Source organism: Nocardia sp. NPDC059177 (genome assembly GCF_042755165.1).
Lineage (GTDB): Bacteria > Actinomycetota > Actinomycetes > Mycobacteriales > Mycobacteriaceae > Nocardia.
This window is the reverse complement of the sequence record NZ_JBHZBX010000020.1, coordinates 18330-36578: the sequence shown is the minus strand read 5'-3', so window position 1 is coordinate 36578 and position 18249 is coordinate 18330. Positions and strand designations below refer to the sequence as shown.

Genomic DNA, 18249 nt, shown 5'->3' with positions numbered 1-18249 from the left:
GATGCCGCTCCCGGCGGTGTCGGGCCTGCCCCGTACCCTGAACAGGTGAGCATCGAGATCGCCAACGAATCGGGCATGGACATCCCCGAAGAAGACCTGGTCAGCGTCGCACGGTTCGTCATCGGCCGGATGGACGTGCATCCCGCCGCGGAACTGTCGATGGTGCTCGTGGATCTCGACACCATGGCCGACCTGCACGTGCGCTGGATGGATCTGCCCGGCCCGACCGACGTGATGTCGTTCCCGATGGACGAGCTGGAGCCGGGTGGGCGTCCCGACAGCCCGGAGCCCGGCCCGTCGATGCTCGGTGACATCGTGTTGTGTCCGGAGTTCGCGATGGGGCAGGCGCAGAAGGCCGATCACTCCCTCGACCACGAGCTGGCACTGCTCACCGTGCACGGCGTACTCCACCTGCTCGGCTACGACCATGCCGAGCCGGAGGAGGAGAAGGAGATGTTCGCGCTGCAGGCCCAGCTGCTCGAGGAGTGGTACGTGAGCCTGCGCGAGGAACAGCGCCGCGCCGAACTGGCCGAGCGTGACGCCCGTCTGCTCGGCAAGGCGGGTTTCACCGCGCCGGGTGACGCGCTGGGCCCCGCGTGACCTCAGTGCTGTTGATCGTCCTGGCGATCCTGCTGATCGGGATCGGGGGCGTGTTCGCCGGCGTCGACTCGGCGTTGAATACAGTGTCGCGGGCGCGCCTCGACGACATGGTGCGCGAGGAACGTTCCGGTGCAGCGCGGCTGCGCAAGATCGTCGACGACCGCGCGCGGTACGTGAATCTCATGGTGCTGCTGCGCATTCTGTGCGAGATCAGCGCCACCGTCCTGCTGGTCGCGGCGACCCTGGAACTGTGGTCGGAGGGCATCGCGCTGCTGGTCACCGCCGCGCTGATGGTGGTGGTGTCCTATGTGGTGATCGGTGTCGGTCCGCGCACACTGGGCCGGCAGCACGCGTATTCGATCGCGCTGGCCGCCGCCGTGCCGGTGCAGCTGATCGGCGCGGTGCTCGGTCCGGTGAGCAGGCTGCTGATCCTGCTCGGCAACGCGATCACCCCGGGTAAGGGTTTCCGCAACGGCCCGTTCGCCTCCGAGATCGAACTGCGCGAGGTGGTCGACATGGCCCGCGAGCGCGGCGTGGTCGCCGACGACGAGCGGCGGATGATCCAGTCGGTGTTCGAGCTCGGTGACACCGCCGCGCGCGCGGTGATGGTGCCGCGCACCGAGATGGTGTGGATCGAGGACGACAAGACCGCCGCCCAGGCCATGTCACTGGCTGTGCGTTCCGGGCATTCCCGGATCCCGGTGATCGGCGAGAACGTCGACGACGTGCTCGGCGTGGTCTATCTCAAAGACCTTGTCCCGTATGCCGATCGCAGCCGCAAGGTGACCGTGCGCGAGGTGATGCGCCCTGCGGTGTTCGTGCCCGATTCCAAGCCGCTCGACGATCTGCTCGACGAGATGCAGCGCCGCCGCAACCACATGGCGCTGCTGGTCGACGAGTACGGCGGCATCGCGGGCCTGGTCACCATCGAGGACGTGCTCGAGGAGATCGTCGGGGAGATCGCCGACGAGTACGACACCGACGAGACCCCGCCGGTGGAGGACCTCGGCGAGGGCCGCTACCGGGTGTCGGCGCGGCTGTCGGTGGAGGATCTCGGGGAGCTCTACGGCCTCGAGATCGAGGACGAGGACGTCGACACCGTCGGCGGTCTGCTGGCCCACGAACTCGGGCGCGTGCCGCTGCCCGGGTCGAAGGTGACCGTGCACGGGCTGGTGCTGCGGGGCGAGGGCGGCGCCGACGCGCGCGGCCGGATGCGGGTGAACACCGTGCTGGTGCGCCGCGAGGCCACCAAGGACAACAAGACCGACAAGTCCCGCAAGGGCAAGACCAACGGCACCGAGCAGACCACCGACGGCCCCGAGCCCGCGGCGGTCACCGTGCCCGACGACAATGGAGAGACCGATGAGTGAACTGGACGACGAGGACAACAAACTGCTGGTGCTGGCGCGTGGCGCGCTGGGCCGCACCGGCGGCGCGAGCGGTGCCGCCGTACGCGACACCGACGGCCGTACCTACGCCGCGGGCGAGGTGGCGCTGACCGCGTTGCGGCTGACCGCGTTGCAGGCCGCCGTGGCCGCCGCGATCTCCAGCGGCGCCGAGGGCTTCGAGGCGGCGGTGCTCGTCGGCGGTGACCCCGGCGACGCGGGGATCGAGGCCCTGCGCGAGGTGTCTCCGGCGGCGTCGGTCATCCGGACCGACCGGACCGGCGCGGTGCTCAGCGAGGTGCACGGTGGCTGACAAGGAATTCCGTTCCGGCTTCGTCTGTTTCGTCGGCCGCCCCAATACCGGCAAGTCGACGCTGACCAACGCCCTGGTCGGCACCAAGATCGCGATCACCTCCTCGCGCCCGCAGACCACCCGTCACACCATCCGCGGCATCGTGCACCGCGACCACGCGCAGCTCATCCTGGTCGACACCCCCGGCCTGCACCGCCCGCGCACCCTGCTCGGCCAGCGCCTCAACGATCTCGTGCGCGACACCTACTCCGAGGTCGACGTGATCGCCCTGTGCATCCCGGCCGACGAGAAGATCGGTCCCGGCGACCGCTGGATCGTCGAGCAGATCAAGCTGATGGCGCCCAAGACGACCGTGCTCGGCGTGGTCACCAAGATCGACAAGGTGGGCCGCGACCAGGTCGCGCACCAGTTGATGGCGGTGTCGAAGCTGCTCGGTCCCGAGTCCGAGGTCGTCCCGGTGTCGGCGGTCAAGGGCGAACAGGTCGAGGTGCTCGTCGACGTGATCGCCGCGCAGATGCCCGAGGGCCCGGCGTTCTACCCCGACGGCGAGATCACCGACGAGCCCGAGGAAACCCTCATGGCCGAGCTGATCCGCGAGGCCGCGCTGGAAGGCGTGCGTGACGAACTGCCGCATTCGCTGGCGGTGGTGATCGAGGAGATCCAGCCCTACGAGGCCAACGAGGACATGCTCGAAGTGCATGCCCTGCTGTATGTGGAACGGCCCAGCCAGAAGGCGATCATCATCGGCAAGAACGGGTCCCGGCTCAAAGAGGTCGGCACCAATGCCCGCAAACAGATCGAGCACATTCTCGGCACCCGGATCTATCTGAACCTGCACGTGAAGGTGGCCAAGGACTGGCAGCGCGACCCGAAACAGCTGGGGAAGCTGGGCTTTTGACCGTTTGATCGTCGGTCGTTCGGGGTATCGTTCGGCGAACACGCCGCGTCGTCGTGGCGTGCTCGCTGATCGTCCGGGGAGGCTGTCGAAGTGCCCGATGCCAATGATGTCGGCAAGCTGCTGGAGTTGCTGCGGGGGCTGGAGATTCCCGATACCCGGCCGCGAGTGCTGCGCACGCTGCTGCGTGGCCGGCGCACCCAGCCGCGCCCGATCGTCGAATTGGTCGGCGTGCAGGGGCATTCCGCGCTGGTCGCCGAACTATATGCCTGGCTCAGCGACTCCGGGGGCCGCCGGGCGACCCCGCGCGCCAAGGTCGACCTGCGCGCCGCGGACCTCGCGCCCACCACGCTGACGCCGGATCCGCAGTCGCTGGCCAACGGGCCGCAGTCCACCGAGCAGGAGATCCCCGGCCACTGCCTGCCGATCATCCAGCAGCTGGTGTCGGGTTTCGCCACCGACGACACGGCGATGGGCGCGATCAAGTTCCCGCACTACCGCACCGCCGATTGGCTGACCAGGCAGCGCGTCACCAGCGACGAGGCCGAAGCGCCTGACGAACTGCGCCGCCGGTTACCCCAGCTGCTGCGCAGCGGTTCCCCGACGAGTCGCTCCGACACCGCCGAAGGCGTTGCGGGCGACACGATCTCGCGGCTGGTCTTCGGCGTGCTCGCGCTGTGGCCGGTGTTGCGGTTGTGGCTGTGGGTCTCCGGGCGCATTCCCGGGCTGTCGAAGGTGACCCGCTGGTTCCTGCATCAGCGGTATCTCGCCCCTGAATTGTCGGGTAGTTTCCTGGGTTTCGCGTCCCGACTGACCGCCTCGCACCGGGTCGACGAGAACGAGGAACAGGTCGCCAAGCTGCTGATCCACGCCTTCCTGGAGGACCTGCGCGAGGCCTACCGGCGCCGGATCTGGCGGCCGTCGAGCTGGCGGCGCACCGCCTATCCGGTCGCGCTGCTCGGTGGTCTGGCCGAGGGCAGCGACGGCGCGCGCATCCTCACCTGGATCAACGAGATCCGCAACGAGACCGGGCTTTTCGATCCGCTGGTGGTGCTCGCCTTCCGTGAGGAGGGGCCGCACCGGGAAGTGTCGGAGCTGGCCGACATCAGCGACCTGCGTCACCTGCGGACCCTGGAGACCCTGGCCGAACAGCCGACACCGCAGCCGCCGGACCCGCTGCAGGCCTGGATCCGCGAGATCGACAACCGCCGCACACATCGGCAGGCCGACGCGTGGTTCCTGGCGTTGCGCGCGCTGCTGCCCGCCGACACCCCACCGCGGATCAGCGATCCGCGCTTCCGTGGGCTCGCGCTGCCACCCGCGCCGCCGCTGGCCGCGCGCAGCTGGTTCGTCGGTCTGTGCGTGCTGATCCCGATCGTGCTCGCCGTCGCCGCCGCGCTGGTCTACTTCCCGCCGCTGCGCGGGGCACCGTGCGCGCACTGGCCGTGGACCGACGGCATCTCGGTCAGCCGTGTCGACGGCGAATGCGTCGGGTACAGCGACAATGCCGAGCAGACCTTCGCCGACGACCCCGAGCTCTCCGCCATCCAGCGAGAAGTGTTCCGGCTCAACGCCGCCGCCACCGAGGCACGCCGCAGCAATCCGAAACGACCGCTGGTCTCGCTGGTGTACTTCGCCGGGCTCAGTTATATCGACACCAATGTGAAGTATCCGCACGCGCAGGTGGAGGAGCTGGCCGGGCTGGCGGTGCAGCAGCGGCGCGCGCTGCTGGCCTCCGACGAGTCCGAACCGTTGCTGCGCATCATCATCGCCAACGGCGGCACGGACATGCGGCACGCGCAGTGGGTGGTGAACAATCCGCTGCGTTCGCTGATCGCCGACGACCCGTCCGTGCTCGGTGTCGTCGGCATCGACCGCAGTACCGCCGAGACCCGCCTGGCCATCACCCGGCTCGGCGAACTCGGTGTGCCCGCGGTGGCGACCACACTGTCGGCGGATGGCCTCGAACTGGCCTCGCCGCTGTATTTCCAGGCGGCGCCGAGCAACCGCGTGCAGGCGAAGCTGGTCGCCGACTATGTGCAGGGCGCGCGTGACGCCACCGGCGCGCCCCGCTACGACAAGGTCGCGATCTATCACCCGGAGGCCGCCGACGACCTGTACGTGACGACGCTGGTCGCGGATCTGCAGGCCGAGCTCGCCGAGCGCGGCGTGGCCCATGAGAGCATGCGTTGGCGCGAACAGCAGCAGCTGTACCGCTTTCCCGCGCCGTGTGAATCCGATGGCTTCGAGAGTTTCGACCGGCGCACCCTGCTGTTCTTCGCGGGCCGCAACGACGATTTCGCGACCTTCGCCAAATCGGTCAGCCGGGGCTGTCTCAGCGGCAGCGGGCCCGCGATCCTCGGCAACGACGCGGTGACGCGGCTGATCACCGACCCCAGGGCGACCGCCGCGCTGCCCGCCAATCTGACCGTGCGCTATGTCGCCAAGGCCTCGCCGGTGATGCTCGGTGGCGCCGACTGTGTCCGCGGCGTCGGCAAACTCGGTACCCGGTCGGTGCCGTTCGAACACGAGCAGCTGTGTGCCGAGCTGGCCGGATTGATCGAGGACCTGCGCGCCTATCCCGGACTCGGCGACTACCGCCCCAGCTGGGCCGGTGACCGAACCGGGCTCGCCTTCGACGTGAGCGGACTGTTCCTGCAGGCCGTGCGCAGCAGTCGCGGGGTGCTCGGTGACCAGCCGCCGAACCGCACCGCGATCGCGGTGCAGTTGCGCGAGAGCGACTATCGCGGCGTCACCGGCACGCTGGCCTTCGCGACCAAGCGGGTGGCCGACACCTCTTCGATCGCGGTCCTGGTCACCACGGCGGTCGGTGCGGGCGGCCCGCAGCGCTGCCTGCTGATGATGCCGCGCGAGGCCGGTCAGGACGGCTGTCCGGCCGGGACCAAGAGCGATCTCGAAGGGTGGACGGAACCGGGGCGGTAGTAGCGAGCTGTCCGAATTCGGCGACCGCACGGTCGGATTCGTGCTGTTATAGTCGCTTGAGCGTGACCGGCGACATGCACGCGGGCTCGACGCGGTGCACCGCTCCGGACTGCTGCACCGCGATGTGAAACCGGCCAACATCCTGGTGGCCGAGTCACCCGGGCTACCCGACCGGGTGCTGGTCACCGATTTCGGGATCGCGCGCCGGGCAGAGGGCACCGCAACGCTGTCTGCGGGTGGCGGCCTCACCGCGACCCTGTCCTACGTAGCGCCCGAACAGCTCGCCGGTGACCGCCTCGACCTGCGTGCCGATGTGAGCTCGACTTCGAAGTCGGCGCACACCGCCCGCATGATCTCCTCCGTCGGTGGTGTTGCAGCAAGCTCTGGCTGATCTGAATACTGCTTACCGCAACTTCTTTCAGTCGGTGACGGGCAAGCGTAAGGGTGCGAAGGTCTCGCCACCGGTTTGGCGGTCTCGCAAAGACCATCGTCAGGCGATCCGGTTAACGCGTAACGCGCGGTTCACGGTCACTGCTGGGCAAAAGCTGCGCCTACCGAAGATCGGCGAGGTCGCGGTTCGATGGTCGCGGGAGCTGCCCTCGGAGGCGTCGAGCGTGACAATCGTGAAGGACGCGGCAGGCAGGTATTTCGCGTCGTTCGTGGTCGAGGTCGACACGTGGTCGTTGCCGCCGGTCGACTCCGAGGTCGGTATCGACCTGGGCCTGGCCACGTTCGCGGTCCTGTCGGACGGGAAGATGATCACCTCGCCGAGGTTCCTGCGGCAGGCCGAGCCGGTTGCGAAAGGCGCAGCAGTCGTTGTCCCGCAAGGAGAAAGGCTCGAAGAACCGGGCGAAAGCCCGCGTGAAAGTCGCGCGGGTTCACGCGAGAGTGGCTGACACACGCCGGGATTGGGCGCACAAACAGTCCACGACGATCATTCGCGACAGTGCGGGTGCGGTGCGGTCCACGACCGCGATCTGAACGCCGCGATCAACATCCTCGCCGCTGGGCAGGCGGAGAGGTTAAACGCCTGCGGAGGGACGGTAAGTCCTGCCGCTTAGCGGAAGGCATGTCCCTGTGAAACAGGAACCCACCGGAGAACCGCGAGGTTCAGGAGGGATCCCGGCCCTTCAGGGCCGGGAGGATGTCAACGCGCTCCCCGTTCGCCAGCGGTTATCAGGGTGCCCGTTGCGCGGCTGTCGACTCCGCGCACGACCCGATCCCGCTGGACCGGCACGACAGTGTCGGCCGGCTCACCTGCAATGGTGACCGCGATCCGGTCGAGCGGATGACGGTGTCCTGCAACAGGGATCGCACACCCAGAGGCGTGCGACCCTTCGAGGATTCCGTCACGGTCCTGGAGCAGACCTGGGAACGAGAGTCGGGCCGGGGCAGGCTCCTCGTCCAGGACGGGCCAGGGGTGCGCCCCGGGACCACGGCGGGTGCGCTCACCATCCAATTCGACGATCCCGCACGGAACTTCTGCCTGGTCGTGGTGATCGGTGCAGCCAACGGCGCCGAACTCTACGACCGCTGGTGGCCGGGCGCCCCGCTCTGACTCACCACCACGGCGTCGGCCGGTGCCGCTGCCAGCGCAGTTCGGCTTCCAGCTGGGCGGCCAGCGAGATCAGCATCGGCTCGGTGTTCGCGGTGCCCATCAGTTGCGCGCCGATCGGCAGGCCGGTGTCGGTGAAACCGGCGGGCACGTTCACCGCGGGCCAGCCCAGGACATTCCACGGCCAGGTGTAGGGGCAGGCGGCGGTGATCAGGTTGTTGGTGTCGCCGACGCCGATGCCGTCGATCTCCTCCGCGCGTGGGGGAGGGGTGGCGGTGGTGGGGGCAAGGACGAGATCGTAGTCGTCGAAGAACGCGCCGATCCGCCTGTGTAGCAGTGGTTCCGCCAGCCGTGCGGCGGCGAGTACCGGGCCGTCGAGTACCCGGCCGATGCGGCTGTTGGCGGTGGTGCGCGGATCGACGACCGCCCCTGGCATGGCGCGGTGTACCCGGCTGATCCCGGCCATCGACCGTGGCAGGAAGGTCGCGCCGATCAGCAGCCCGTAGTGCAGATCGGCCACGGTGACGGTGTGGCCGAGCGTGCGCAGGGTGGTGGCCAGCGCGTGCACCGCGGCGGCGATCTGGGGATCGAGCGCGGTCTTGGTCGCGGTGAACGGAATGCGCAGCGACAGCGCGATGCGCAGCCGGCCGGGATCGCGGCCGACCGCCGCGCTCGCCTCGATCGGGGCCGGTGTGTGCCGGTCACCCCGGTGCGGGCCCGCGGCGACATCGAGCAGCAGCGCGGCATCGCCGACGGTGCGGGCCAGCGGGCCGTTGACGGTGAGCCCGTTGAACGCCTCGGCCAGCGGCCAGGTGGAGATCCGGCCGCGCTGGGGTTTGATGCCGACCAGGTTGGTCCACGACGCCGGGATGCGTACCGAGCCCGCGCCGTCGGAACCCAGTGCGGCGGGGACCAATCCGGCCGCGACCGCCGCCGCCGAACCGCCCGACGACCCGCCGGGCGTGCGGGTGCGATCCCACGGGTTGCGGGTGTGGCCGAAGGCGGCGCCGCTGGTGAACGGCAGCTGACCCAGTTCGCAGGTGTTGGCCTTGCCGACGATCACCGCACCCGCGGCACGCAGCCGCCGGACCGATTCGGCGTCCTCGGTCGCGGCGGGCAGCTCGCCGCCGCAGCCGAACGCGGTGACCTCACCGGCGATGTCGGTGTCGTCCTTGACCGCGATCGGCACGCCGAGCAGCGGCAGCCGCTCGCCCGCGGCCAGGCGCGCGTCGGCGTCGGCGGCTTCGCGCAGGGCGGCCGCGCGGCGCACCACCCGGAAGGCGTTGAGCGTCGGCTGGGCAGCCTCGATGGCGTCGAGCGCGGCGGTCACGGCCGCGACCGAGGTGGTGCGGCCGTCGGCGAGCGCCGCGGCCAGGCCGGCGAGGCCGAGGTCGGCCGAGGGGTTCGACGCGAGGTGGTCGGGGGCGGACATGTGAACTCCGTCTCTACAGGTGGCTACTCGACGGTAACGCGAACCTGGTCACACGTCCACATCCCCTAGGGTGAGTATTCGGTATTTACATACATACGGCATGTATGTAAAAGTGGGTGGGCCACATCCGAACCAGGGGAGGACCCCATGGCAACCAGCTCAGCACTCGGCGCGGCCCGCGAAGTGACCCTCTCGGCCGGCCGCATCCGCTACCACGAGACCGGCACCGGGTCGCCGGTCGTGTTCGTGCACGGCCTGCTCGTCAACGCCGACCTGTGGCGCGCGGTGGTCCCCGGACTCGCCGCCGCCGGACACCGCTGCCTGGCGCCGGACTGGCCGCTCGGCGCGCACTCGATCCCGCTGCCCGGCGCCGATCTCACCCCCACCGGTCTCGCCGATCTGATCGCGGAGTTCCTCGACGCGCTCGACCTCGTCGACGTCACCCTCGTCGCCAACGACACCGGCGGCGCCCTCACCCAGATCCTGATGACCCGCAGACCCGAGCGCATCGCCCGCGTGGTGCTGGCCGCCGTCGACTGCTACGAGGTGTTCCCGCCGCGCCCGTTCGCCGGCCTGCTGCGCGCGGCCACCCTGCCCGGCGCCGTACGCGCGGCCACCGAGGCGCTGCGCCTGCGGCTCGTGCAGGGGCTGCCCATCGGCTTCGGCTGGGTGGCGAAACATCCGGTGCCGCAGGAAATCCGGGACTCCTACCTGCTGCCCTCGCGGCACTCGGCCGCCATCCGCGCCGACCTGCGCCGCTTCGCCGCCGGGGTGGACAACGCGGCCACACTGGCCGCCGCCGCGAAATTCGGGACGGTCGAGCTGCCGGTGCTGGTGGTCTGGCCGCCGGAGGACAAACTGTTCCCGATGGCGCTCGCCGAGCGGCTCGTGCGCGACCTGCCACGGGCCAAGCTGGTCACCGTCGCGGACTCCTACACCTTCCTGCCCGAGGACCAGCCGGAGTTGCTCACCGAACTGATCGTGGAGTTCACTCGGCTGCATGCAGCGCCGTAGTCAGGAGGATCGCTCCCGCGCCACCCGGGCCGCGCTCGAGCGAGCAGGTCGCGACCTGTTCACCGAGCGCGGCTTCGCGGCGACCTCCGCAGAACAACTGGTCGCGGCCGCCGGAGTCACCCGGGGCGCCCTGCACCACCACTACGGCGACAAGCGCGGCCTGTTCCTGGCCGTCCTCGAACAGCTCGAGCAGGAGATCACCGCCGAAGTGCGGCGCGTGCTCGACGCCACCGATCCCGGCGACGTCCTGGCCGGCATGACCGCCGGACTGGCCTGCTTCCTCGAGATCTGCGTTCGCCCCGAGGTCCTGCGCATCGCCCTGACCGACGCCCCCACCGTGCTGGGCTGGCAGGCGTGGCGCGAACTCGAGGCCCGCCACGGCCTCGGCCTGATCACCGACCAGCTCCACCGGGCCACGAGCGCGGGCCTGATCGCGACCGCCCCGGTCCCGGTGCTCGCGCAGCTGCTGCTCAGCGCGATCGCCGAAGCCTCGCTCATCGTCGCGCACGCCGCGGACCCGGCCAGCGCACGCCTCGACACGCAGCAGTCGCTGCTGCTGCTCATCACCGGTCTGCTCCGGCCGAGCTGAGGACCGCCCGACCGCGTCGTCGTGCCGGTACCACCGTGTCCGCGGGCGCGGTGTCGGGCCGACGTGGAAGACTGGGCGCGTGCGGTTGTATCGGGACGAGGCGGTGGTGGTCCGCCAGCACAAGCTGGGCGAGGCCGATCGCATCGTCACGTTGCTGACCAGGCAACACGGGCTGGTGCGCGCGGTGGCCAAGGGGGTGCGGCGCACCAAATCGAAGTTCGGGGCGCGGCTCGAACCGTTCGCCTACATCGATGTGCAGTTGCATCCCGGCCGCACACTCGACGTCGTCACCCAGGTGAGCACGCTCGAGGCGTTCGCCGTCGGCATCATCGACGACTACGGCCGCTACACCACGGCCTGCGCCATCCTGGAGACCGCCGAACGCCTGGCCGGTGAGGAACGCGCGCCCGCGCCGAAACTGCACGCGCTCACCGCGAGCGCCCTGCGCGCCATCGCCGCCCAGCAGCGCCCGCACGAACTGATCCTCGACGCGTATCTGTTGCGCGCCATGGGTTTCGCGGGCTGGGCGCCCGCACTCGACGAATGCGCCCGCTGCGCCACCCCCGGCCCGCACCGCGCCTTCCACGTGGCAGCGGGCGGTGCGGTCTGCGTGCACTGCCGTCCGCCGGGCGCGAGCACCCCGGCCGCGGGGGTGCTCGATCTGCTCGTCGCCCTGCTGAAGGGGGAGTGGGACTACATCGCCGGCGTCCCCGGCAATGTCCGCCGCCAGGCGAGCGGCCTGGTCGCCGCGCATCTGCAATGGCATCTGGAACGTCAGCTGCGCACCCTGCCCCTGATCGAGCGCACCGGCGAGGGCAGCACCGCGCGACCCGGCGCCGTCGTCGGCCAGGCGGGCTGATCGGCGACCCCCAGGGCCGCGACCTCTGGCGCGCCAGCGCTCCAACAAACACCACCAGCGCTCCGATAACACCGCCGTGCGGGGCGCGCCTGGCGATCAGGCAGGATGGTTGCTGTGATCCTGCGTCGTGACACCGCCACCGCGAGCAAGCCGGGCCGCACCGTGCGCCCGCCGTCCCCGCACCCCTCCGGCGCGCGTCCGCCCGCGATCCCGCCGGAGCTGGTCCCCCATCACGTGGCGCTGGTGATGGACGGCAACGGCCGCTGGGCGCAGGAGCGTGGCCTGCCGCGCACCGCGGGGCACGAGCGCGGCGAGGCCGTGCTGATGGACTCCGTCGAAGGCTGTATCGAAATCGGCGTCAAGTGGCTGTCGGCCTATGCCTTCTCCACCGAGAACTGGCGGCGCAGCCCCGACGAGGTGCGCTTCCTGATGGGCTTCAATCGCGATGTCATCCGCCGTCGTCGCGACGAGATGCACGAGATGGGCGTGCGGGTGCGCTGGGCCGGGCGGCGTCCGCGCCTGTGGCGCAGCGTGATCAAGGAACTCGAGGTCGCTGAGGAGCTCACCAAGGACAACGACGTGATGACGCTGACCATGTGCGTCAATTACGGCGGCCGGGCCGAGATCGCCGACGCCGCACGCGAAATCGCGCGCCGGGTGGCGGCGGGGGAGATCGATCCGGAGAAGATCGACGAGGCCACCGTCGCGCGCTACCTCGACGAACCGGATATGCCCGACGTCGACCTGTTCCTGCGCCCCTCCGGCGAGTTCCGCAGTTCGAACTTCCTCATCTGGCAGGCCGCCTACGCCGAATTCGTCTACCAGGACACGCTTTTCCCCGATTTCGACCGGCGTAACCTGTGGGACGCGTGCCTGGAATACGCCAAGCGCGATCGTCGCTTCGGCGGCACCAAATGAGCGACGGAGCCGACATGGACGCGGTGGTCACACCGGAACTGGACCTGCAGGCGCGCACCGGTGCCTGCCTGCAGATGCAGGACATCGATATCCGCGTCGACGCCGACGGCTCGCTCGGTTTCGAGTACGACGGCGCGCTGTGCTCGATCCGCGCCGTCACCCTCGCGCCGGGCCTCACTGTGCTGTCGCTGACCAGCGTGCTGGCCTGGGATCGCCCGCTGAAGCCGCAGCTGCACAAGCGCGTCGCCGAACGCAACAACGAGATCCAGTTCGGGTCGGTCACCCTGATCGCGCGCGGCAAACTCGGCGATGTGATCCTGCGCTACACCTTCCCCGCCGAGGGCCTCGACGACCAGGCGCTGACCACCATGCTGCTGCTGGCGCTCACCGGCGCGAGCAGAGCCCGCCAGGGACTGCTCGCGCCGTAGCCGTCAGCTCTCGGGCTTCCAGGTGAGCTTGCCGCCCTGGAAGTCCTGGGCCTTGCCGCCCTGGTAGTCGTATTCGTCGCTGGTCGGGTAGCCGTAGCGGCCGGTCTCGGCGCCCGCGCGGATCCAGTCGGCCTGGATGCTGCCCCACACCGCGTGCGCGCCGGTGGCCGCGGTCCAGTAGATGGCGCCGGTCGGGAACATCGAGTACTGGCCGCCCTTGCCGGCCTGCGACACATCGCTGAGCGGGAAGCCGAGCGGGCTCGACTCCCAGCCGAGCGCGCCCCACTTGTCCCGGATCGGGCCGCTGATCTGGTGGGCGCCGGTGCCGACGGACCAGTAGATCGAGCCGTGCTGGAAGTGGTTGTAGCGGCCGCCGCCGACCGGGGTCGACAGCTCGCGGGTGGTCGGGTAGCCGAGCTTGCCCGACTCGTTGTTCAGCTCGGCGAACTTGTCGCGGATCTGGCCGGTGACGGTGTGGGCGTTGGTGTCGGGATGCCAGTAGATGGCGGCGTTGTTGGCGAAGGTCTGGTACTTGCCACCGGCGGCCGCGTCGGCCTCGGGGGAGGTGGGGTCGCCCAGCACGGCGCCGCCGACCTGGTCGTATTCGGTCTCGATCGCCCCGCCCACCTCGAACTCGCCGATCATCCTGGCCTGCGCGGTGCCGGCGACGGCCGCGGGGAGCAGGGCGGCCACGGTGGCGGCGGCGAGGGCGGCCAGGCCGCGCGAGCGAAGGGTTCGTCGGTGTAGTGCCACAGGAAACTCCCTGGTCGGATCGATGTGTCGACGGCTTGGTGGCCCACGACCCCACCGATGCCGCACCCGAACTTACCCGGTCACCGCGCGTCGTAACAGTGAGCTGTCTTACCTCCAGGGTGACCGGGCGGGCGATTGTGTGGTGTGTCAGGTCCGGGTGAGCGGCAGCATCAGCTCGACCCCGCGGGCGAGGTCGTCGGGGGTGATGTCGTCGAGCAGCAGGTGCTGGAGGATGAAGCCGGGCAGCACCCCGATGATCGTCTTGGCGAAGGCGTCGAGATCGGCGTCGGCGGGCAGCAGGCCCCGCTCGCGCAGCCGCAGCCCGTACTCGACCCACAGTTCGCGCATCGCCGCGATCGCCTCGCGGACCGGCACACCCGAATCGGGCTGCACCATGGCCACCGCCCACGCCTGGGGCGCGAGCCGCAGCGGGCCGTCGGGGCCGCTGCGCTTCACGATCTCGGTGGTCAGCTGGCGCACGACCTCGGCGGGCATCGGCAGTTCGTCGGCGCGGATGATCTCGGCGAGCCGGGCGCGCAGCGGGCCCATGACGTTGCTCACCAGCGCGCGGATGATCTCGTTCTTGCTGGTGAAGTACCGGTAGACCGCCCCGGCCGACATCCCCGACTCGGTGAACACGTCCTGCATCGAGGTCTCGTGGAAACCCTTGCGCGTGAAGCACACCTGGGCGGCGTCGAGGATCTGCTGCCTGCGGCGTTCGAGATGTTCTTCGCTGACTCGGGGCATGCCCAAAAATAAAACGAATATCCGTTCTTGACAAGCGGTGGCAGCGGTGTCACCGTTAGATCCATCAAAAAGAACGAACATTCGCTTTTGAGGGAGAATGTCATGACGATCACCCGCCGGGCAGTGGCTCTCGGTCTCGCGGCGACGCTGCTGCAGGCCCTGATGCTGATCGCATTCGCGTGGCCCGCCGTCAACCTCGCCCCCCGTGACCTCCCGGTGGCGGTCGCCGGGCCACAGTCCACCCAGGTCGCCGCGCAGCTGGCACAGCACAACCCCGGCGCCTTCGAGATCACCACCGTCGCCGACGCCGACGCCGCGCGCCGCGCCCTGACCGACAACGAGGTCTACGGCGCCATCGTCACCGGTGCAGGCGCACCGCAGGTCCTGGTCGCCTCGGCCGCCGCACCCGCGGTCGCCCAGCAGCTCACCGGCATCGCCCAGCAGCTCGCCGGCGCCACCGCCGCGCCGGTGCAGGACGTGGTCGCCACCGACCCCGACGACCCACGCGGCGCGGGCTTCGGTTCGATGGTGCTGCCGCTGGTCATGTCCGGTATCGCCGCCGGCGTGCTGCTCACCCTGCTGGTCCCCAGCATCGGCGCGCGCCTGGCCGGGCTGGTCACCTTCGGTGTCGCCGGTGGTCTGCTCAGCACGCTGGTTTTCCACACCTGGCTCTCGATCCTGCCCGGCTCCTACCTCACCCTCGCCGCTCTCGCCGCGCTGTCCATGTTCGCCGTCGCCGTCACCGTCGTCGGTCTCGCGGCCGCCCTCGGCCGGGCAGGCATCGGCCTCGGCGCGCTGACCATGCTGCTCATCGGCAACCCGTTCTCGGCCGCGACCTCGGCACCGGAACTGCTGCCGCAGCCGTGGGGCACTCTCGGTCAGCTCTTCCCGCCCGGTGCCGCCGCCTCGCTGCTGCGGTCGGTCGCCTACTTCGACGGCGCGGGCGCGGGCGGTCCGCTCGCGGTTCTGCTGGGGTGGTCGGTGGGCGGGCTCGCCCTGCTCGGGGTCGGCGTGCTGCGGTCGCGCCCGGCCGCCGAGCCGGAGACCGCGGCGGAGCCGGTCGCCGTCGCTGCCTGATCACCACGCTGCGCCGCACGAGCAGTCCTCGTGCGGCGCATCGTCATTCGGCCGCGCAGGGCGACGCTGCCCGCAGTGCGAAGCGGCTGGGCGCGGCACCGTAGCGGATCGCGGCGACCGAGAAGCCGTCGGCGTCGCGATACACCCGGTTGACCGGGTCGTCGCCGGGTATCGGGTTCGCCGCGAGAACGAACCCGTGCGCCGTCATCGCGTCCAGCTTCGCCAGCGCGCGATCGATGAATTCCGCCGGGGGATCGACCTTCTCCTGTTCATAGGACGGCGCCCACGGCGGGCCCGCGCTCCGCAAAGTGTCCGGATCGGTCCGGCAGCCGCTGCCCAGCCGCACCGCACCGTCCGCGACCGTCACCGGCTCGGGCCAGATGAGCTCGAAATTCGCCGCCACGCGCGGAATCGCCTGGGCCACAGTCAGACCCGTGCTCGCCGCGATGTCCTGATTCGTCGGCCCCGCCGGGACGAACGCGCCGCAGGCCGCCGTTGCCAGGCCCGTCGCCAGGATCAGCGCCGCGCGTCTCATGCGACGTCGAGCTTCGGTCCGAGCCCGGGATTGTCGGTGATCCGCGGGTCCGCGTACGGGTCGACATCGAAGAGCTGCCCCGCGGTCGCGGCCTTGCCCGCGTCGAAACCTTCCTTGACCCCGTCGCCGTTGTCGCCCAGCCCGATATCGATCCAGTCGGTCTCGATGCCGCGCTCGACATACCCGGTGACCTCGCTGCCCCGGATGACCCCGACGATGTTCTGGAACGCCGTCGACGACGGGTCGTCCCAGTACTTTCCGTGACCGTCGGTCCCGAAGACCACCTCGCCGCGATCGTGCCCGTCGAAGTCCTTGCCGTAGAAACCGGTATCGAGCCGGGTGACGCCGGGTACCTCGTCGGGATCGCCGCCGAGCACATCGGAGGCGTGCGGATTGCCCGGCAGCTGACCCACGCCGGGAATCGACAGACCCTCGTCCGGATAGGACTGGACCACGCCGATCAGATCGCCCGGCGCCGTCATCGAATACCGCCGCACCTCCGGATTCGGGTTGTTCCAGCCGCCGTCGAACACGCCGGTGCCCGCCGAGGACGCGTGCAGCACCCGATCGGCGCGCAGCCCGAGCTGTTCGGCCGAGCCGACGATGGACCCGCCGTAGGAATGCCCCACATACGACACCGGGGTCCCGGGCGCGTGCGCGCTCACCTCACGGTCGATCTCGCGCCCGAAATCGACCAGCCGCGGCGCCATCTCGGCGGCGAACCGTGGACTGGGCGCACCGTCGGACAGGCTGGTCAGGCTCTGCGGGAAATCGCCCTCCATGTACAGCAGCACCGGACCGCCGGTCTGATCGGCGAGATTCCACGCCGCCACATGATTGGCGCCGGATCCGTTGAGATTCGTGCTGGTGCCCGGCACATACACCCCGACCCCCGGTGCGCCGGTCTTCATGGTGCCGAGTATCTCGATCATCCGCCCGTTGCCCTCGGTGCTGAACATGACGAACCGCCGATCGACCATGTCCAGGCGCGGTGTCGCGCCGGCGCCGGTCGCCGCGGGCGCGGTCTCGAGGGTGCCCACGCCCTCGGGATTCGGGATCGGGGCCAGCATCGCCTCCAGCTGCCGGATCCGGGCGTCGTCCCTGGCCGGTTTCTGTTTCTCGGTGGTGAGCGCGTTGCGGACATTGATCTCGTTGGCCTCGATCCGCAACAGGAACGGCACCCCGTTCAGATTGCCGAGCTGCTCGGGCGCGGCGAGCACCAGTTGACGTTGCGCCTCGGCACTCAACCCGGCCAGCAATGCCGCCCGCTCGTCCGGCGTCATCGCCGCGAGCCGCACCACGACCGCGTCCGGGTCCGCCAGGGTGCCGTCGGCGAGGGTGATGTCGGGCTGTCCGTCGCGCAGCGCGCCCAGATCGGCGAGCGAGTCCCGTAGCCGGGCGCCGAACTGCCCGTCCAGCCGCTCGATCTCGTCCAGCCCGCCGAGCAGGTTCAGCTGGAAGACACCGGCCGCACCCTCCTTCGCCGGATCCGGATGACTCACCCGCCCGTCCGGTGCCACTTGAAACCCCTGCTCGACCGCCATCCGACGCTGGTCGAGCACATAGGTTTTCGCGTGCCGCAGCCCCAGCCACGCGTCGTCGGTGTCGTCGGCGATGCGCAACAGCACCGCGCGCACCTCGTATCCGTGGTCGAGCTCCTCGTCGATCCGCCGCGTCGCCGCGTCCCTGGTGCGTCCGTGCCAGCCGTCCGCCGCGGACACCGCCCGTGAGCAGTCGTCCACCGAGGTGGCCAGCATGTCGGCGTTGGCGCGGGTCGCCGTCGCGGCGCGCTGGAGGGCGTCGAGATTCCAGCCGTCGAGCTGGGGGATCGTCGGGCGCATCAGCGGGCCGTCAGCTTGTCGATCTCGGCCGCGATCGCGGCATCCCCGGCCTGGATATCGGCGGAGAACCTGTCCACCAGATCCGCCAGGTCCGTATAGCGGTCCGCGATCGAGGTCATGGCCTGGCCGGCCGGATCGGCGAGTGCGCGCACGGTGGCCAGGACCTCGCTGCCCTCGCCGGTGGCCTCGCTCAGGGCCGACCAGGCCAGGCGCTCGACCTCGTCGCTCTCGCCGCGCCACGCGGTGGCCATCGTCTTCAGCTGATCGGGCTCCACGCCCAGGATGCCGCTCACGAATTCCCCTCCTTCGGCGCCGGACCGGCCGGTGGCCGTCGGTACCTTCCGTGCGGATCGGTCTGCTCGTGA

General features: G+C 70.1%; 21 protein-coding genes and 1 pseudogene. 16 read left to right on the top strand and 6 right to left on the bottom strand.

The window, feature by feature from the left end:
- Nucleotides 1-45: 45 nt before the first annotated feature.
- The 10 genes and pseudogenes from ybeY to ACFXK0_RS22910 all read left to right on the top strand — a co-directional run bounded on the left by ybeY (nt 46) and on the right by ACFXK0_RS22910 (nt 7694).
- On the top strand, nt 46-600 hold the full coding sequence (gene ybeY, locus ACFXK0_RS22955; RefSeq protein WP_379412725.1) for an rRNA maturation RNase YbeY: 555 nt from the start codon (nt 46-48) through the stop codon (nt 598-600).
- The gene (locus ACFXK0_RS22950; protein ID WP_379412723.1) at nt 597-1970 is read left to right on the top strand and encodes a hemolysin family protein; all 1374 of its coding nucleotides are present in this window, start codon (nt 597-599) and stop codon (nt 1968-1970) included. Before ybeY ends, ACFXK0_RS22950 begins: the two co-directional genes overlap by 4 nt.
- Complete coding sequence (locus ACFXK0_RS22945) at nt 1963-2298, top strand: cytidine deaminase (protein WP_379412721.1); 336 nt, start codon at nt 1963-1965, stop codon at nt 2296-2298. Before ACFXK0_RS22950 ends, ACFXK0_RS22945 begins: the two co-directional genes overlap by 8 nt.
- Complete coding sequence (gene era, locus ACFXK0_RS22940; RefSeq protein ID WP_379412720.1) at nt 2291-3196, top strand: GTPase Era; 906 nt, start codon at nt 2291-2293, stop codon at nt 3194-3196. The genes ACFXK0_RS22945 and era overlap by 8 nt, the downstream gene beginning before the upstream one ends.
- Before the next feature lie 90 nt (nt 3197-3286).
- Nucleotides 3287-6136: an ABC transporter substrate-binding protein gene (locus tag ACFXK0_RS22935; protein ID WP_379412719.1), complete on the top strand. Its 2850-nt coding sequence runs from the start codon at nt 3287-3289 to the stop codon at nt 6134-6136.
- An 85-nt stretch (nt 6137-6221) separates the two neighbouring features.
- Nucleotides 6222-6527: pseudogene (locus ACFXK0_RS22930) on the top strand (protein kinase); the annotation flags it as partial.
- Nucleotides 6502-7032: an RNA-guided endonuclease InsQ/TnpB family protein gene (locus ACFXK0_RS22925; RefSeq protein WP_379412826.1), complete on the top strand. Its 531-nt coding sequence runs from the start codon at nt 6502-6504 to the stop codon at nt 7030-7032. The pseudogene ACFXK0_RS22930 and the gene ACFXK0_RS22925, both read left to right, overlap by 26 nt.
- Nucleotides 6953-7117: a transposase gene (locus ACFXK0_RS22920; protein WP_379412718.1), complete on the top strand. Its 165-nt coding sequence runs from the start codon at nt 6953-6955 to the stop codon at nt 7115-7117. The genes ACFXK0_RS22925 and ACFXK0_RS22920 overlap by 80 nt, the downstream gene beginning before the upstream one ends.
- On the top strand, nt 7045-7197 hold the full coding sequence (locus ACFXK0_RS22915; RefSeq protein ID WP_379412716.1) for a zinc ribbon domain-containing protein: 153 nt from the start codon (nt 7045-7047) through the stop codon (nt 7195-7197). The genes ACFXK0_RS22920 and ACFXK0_RS22915 overlap by 73 nt, the downstream gene beginning before the upstream one ends.
- An 83-nt stretch (nt 7198-7280) precedes the next feature.
- The gene (locus ACFXK0_RS22910; protein ID WP_379412715.1) at nt 7281-7694 is read left to right on the top strand and encodes a hypothetical protein; all 414 of its coding nucleotides are present in this window, start codon (nt 7281-7283) and stop codon (nt 7692-7694) included.
- A gap of 1 nt (nt 7695) precedes the next feature.
- Here the strand turns inward: ACFXK0_RS22910 and ACFXK0_RS22905 are convergent, their stop codons facing one another.
- Nucleotides 7696-9123 (bottom strand): amidase, encoded by a 1428-nt coding sequence (locus ACFXK0_RS22905; protein ID WP_379412714.1) that lies wholly within the window; start codon nt 9121-9123, stop codon nt 7696-7698.
- 147 nt (nt 9124-9270) lie between these two features.
- Between ACFXK0_RS22905 and ACFXK0_RS22900 the strand changes: the two genes are divergently transcribed.
- From ACFXK0_RS22900 to ACFXK0_RS22880, 5 genes are all read left to right on the top strand, one after another.
- Nucleotides 9271-10137, top strand: coding sequence for an alpha/beta fold hydrolase (locus ACFXK0_RS22900; protein WP_379412712.1), 867 nt, complete (start codon nt 9271-9273; stop codon nt 10135-10137).
- Entirely contained in the window at nt 10124-10726 is a 603-nt protein-coding gene (locus ACFXK0_RS22895) for a TetR/AcrR family transcriptional regulator (protein ID WP_379412711.1), read from the top strand. The genes ACFXK0_RS22900 and ACFXK0_RS22895 overlap by 14 nt, the downstream gene beginning before the upstream one ends.
- Nucleotides 10727-10805: 79 nt before the next feature.
- Complete coding sequence (gene recO, locus ACFXK0_RS22890) at nt 10806-11585, top strand: DNA repair protein RecO (RefSeq protein WP_379412709.1); 780 nt, start codon at nt 10806-10808, stop codon at nt 11583-11585.
- A gap of 105 nt (nt 11586-11690) precedes the next feature.
- Nucleotides 11691-12503: an isoprenyl transferase gene (locus ACFXK0_RS22885; RefSeq protein WP_379412707.1), complete on the top strand. Its 813-nt coding sequence runs from the start codon at nt 11691-11693 to the stop codon at nt 12501-12503.
- The gene (locus ACFXK0_RS22880) at nt 12500-12931 is read left to right on the top strand and encodes a YbjN domain-containing protein (RefSeq protein ID WP_379412705.1); all 432 of its coding nucleotides are present in this window, start codon (nt 12500-12502) and stop codon (nt 12929-12931) included. Before ACFXK0_RS22885 ends, ACFXK0_RS22880 begins: the two co-directional genes overlap by 4 nt.
- 3 nt (nt 12932-12934) lie before the next feature.
- Here the strand turns inward: ACFXK0_RS22880 and ACFXK0_RS22875 are convergent, their stop codons facing one another.
- Nucleotides 12935-13684, bottom strand: coding sequence for an LGFP repeat-containing protein (locus ACFXK0_RS22875; protein ID WP_379412703.1), 750 nt, complete (start codon nt 13682-13684; stop codon nt 12935-12937).
- A 147-nt stretch (nt 13685-13831) separates the two neighbouring features.
- A complete protein-coding gene (locus ACFXK0_RS22870; RefSeq protein WP_379412702.1) occupies nt 13832-14431 on the bottom strand; it encodes a TetR/AcrR family transcriptional regulator in 600 nt (199 codons plus the stop codon).
- Between the two features lie 102 nt (nt 14432-14533).
- Between ACFXK0_RS22870 and ACFXK0_RS22865 the strand changes: the two genes are divergently transcribed.
- The gene (locus ACFXK0_RS22865) at nt 14534-15508 is read left to right on the top strand and encodes a hypothetical protein (RefSeq protein WP_379412700.1); all 975 of its coding nucleotides are present in this window, start codon (nt 14534-14536) and stop codon (nt 15506-15508) included.
- 43 nt (nt 15509-15551) lie between these two features.
- Here ACFXK0_RS22865 and ACFXK0_RS22860 read toward each other — a convergent pair whose 3' ends face one another.
- The 3 genes from ACFXK0_RS22860 to ACFXK0_RS22850 are packed head-to-tail and all read right to left on the bottom strand — an operon-like array spanning nt 15552 to nt 18177.
- Complete coding sequence (locus tag ACFXK0_RS22860; protein ID WP_379412699.1) at nt 15552-16043, bottom strand: hypothetical protein; 492 nt, start codon at nt 16041-16043, stop codon at nt 15552-15554.
- On the bottom strand, nt 16040-17884 hold the full coding sequence (locus tag ACFXK0_RS22855; protein WP_379412698.1) for a hypothetical protein: 1845 nt from the start codon (nt 17882-17884) through the stop codon (nt 16040-16042). The genes ACFXK0_RS22860 and ACFXK0_RS22855 overlap by 4 nt, the downstream gene beginning before the upstream one ends.
- The gene (locus ACFXK0_RS22850; RefSeq protein WP_379412697.1) at nt 17884-18177 is read right to left on the bottom strand and encodes a hypothetical protein; all 294 of its coding nucleotides are present in this window, start codon (nt 18175-18177) and stop codon (nt 17884-17886) included. The genes ACFXK0_RS22855 and ACFXK0_RS22850 overlap by 1 nt, the downstream gene beginning before the upstream one ends.
- Between the last annotated feature and the right edge of the window lie 72 nt (nt 18178-18249).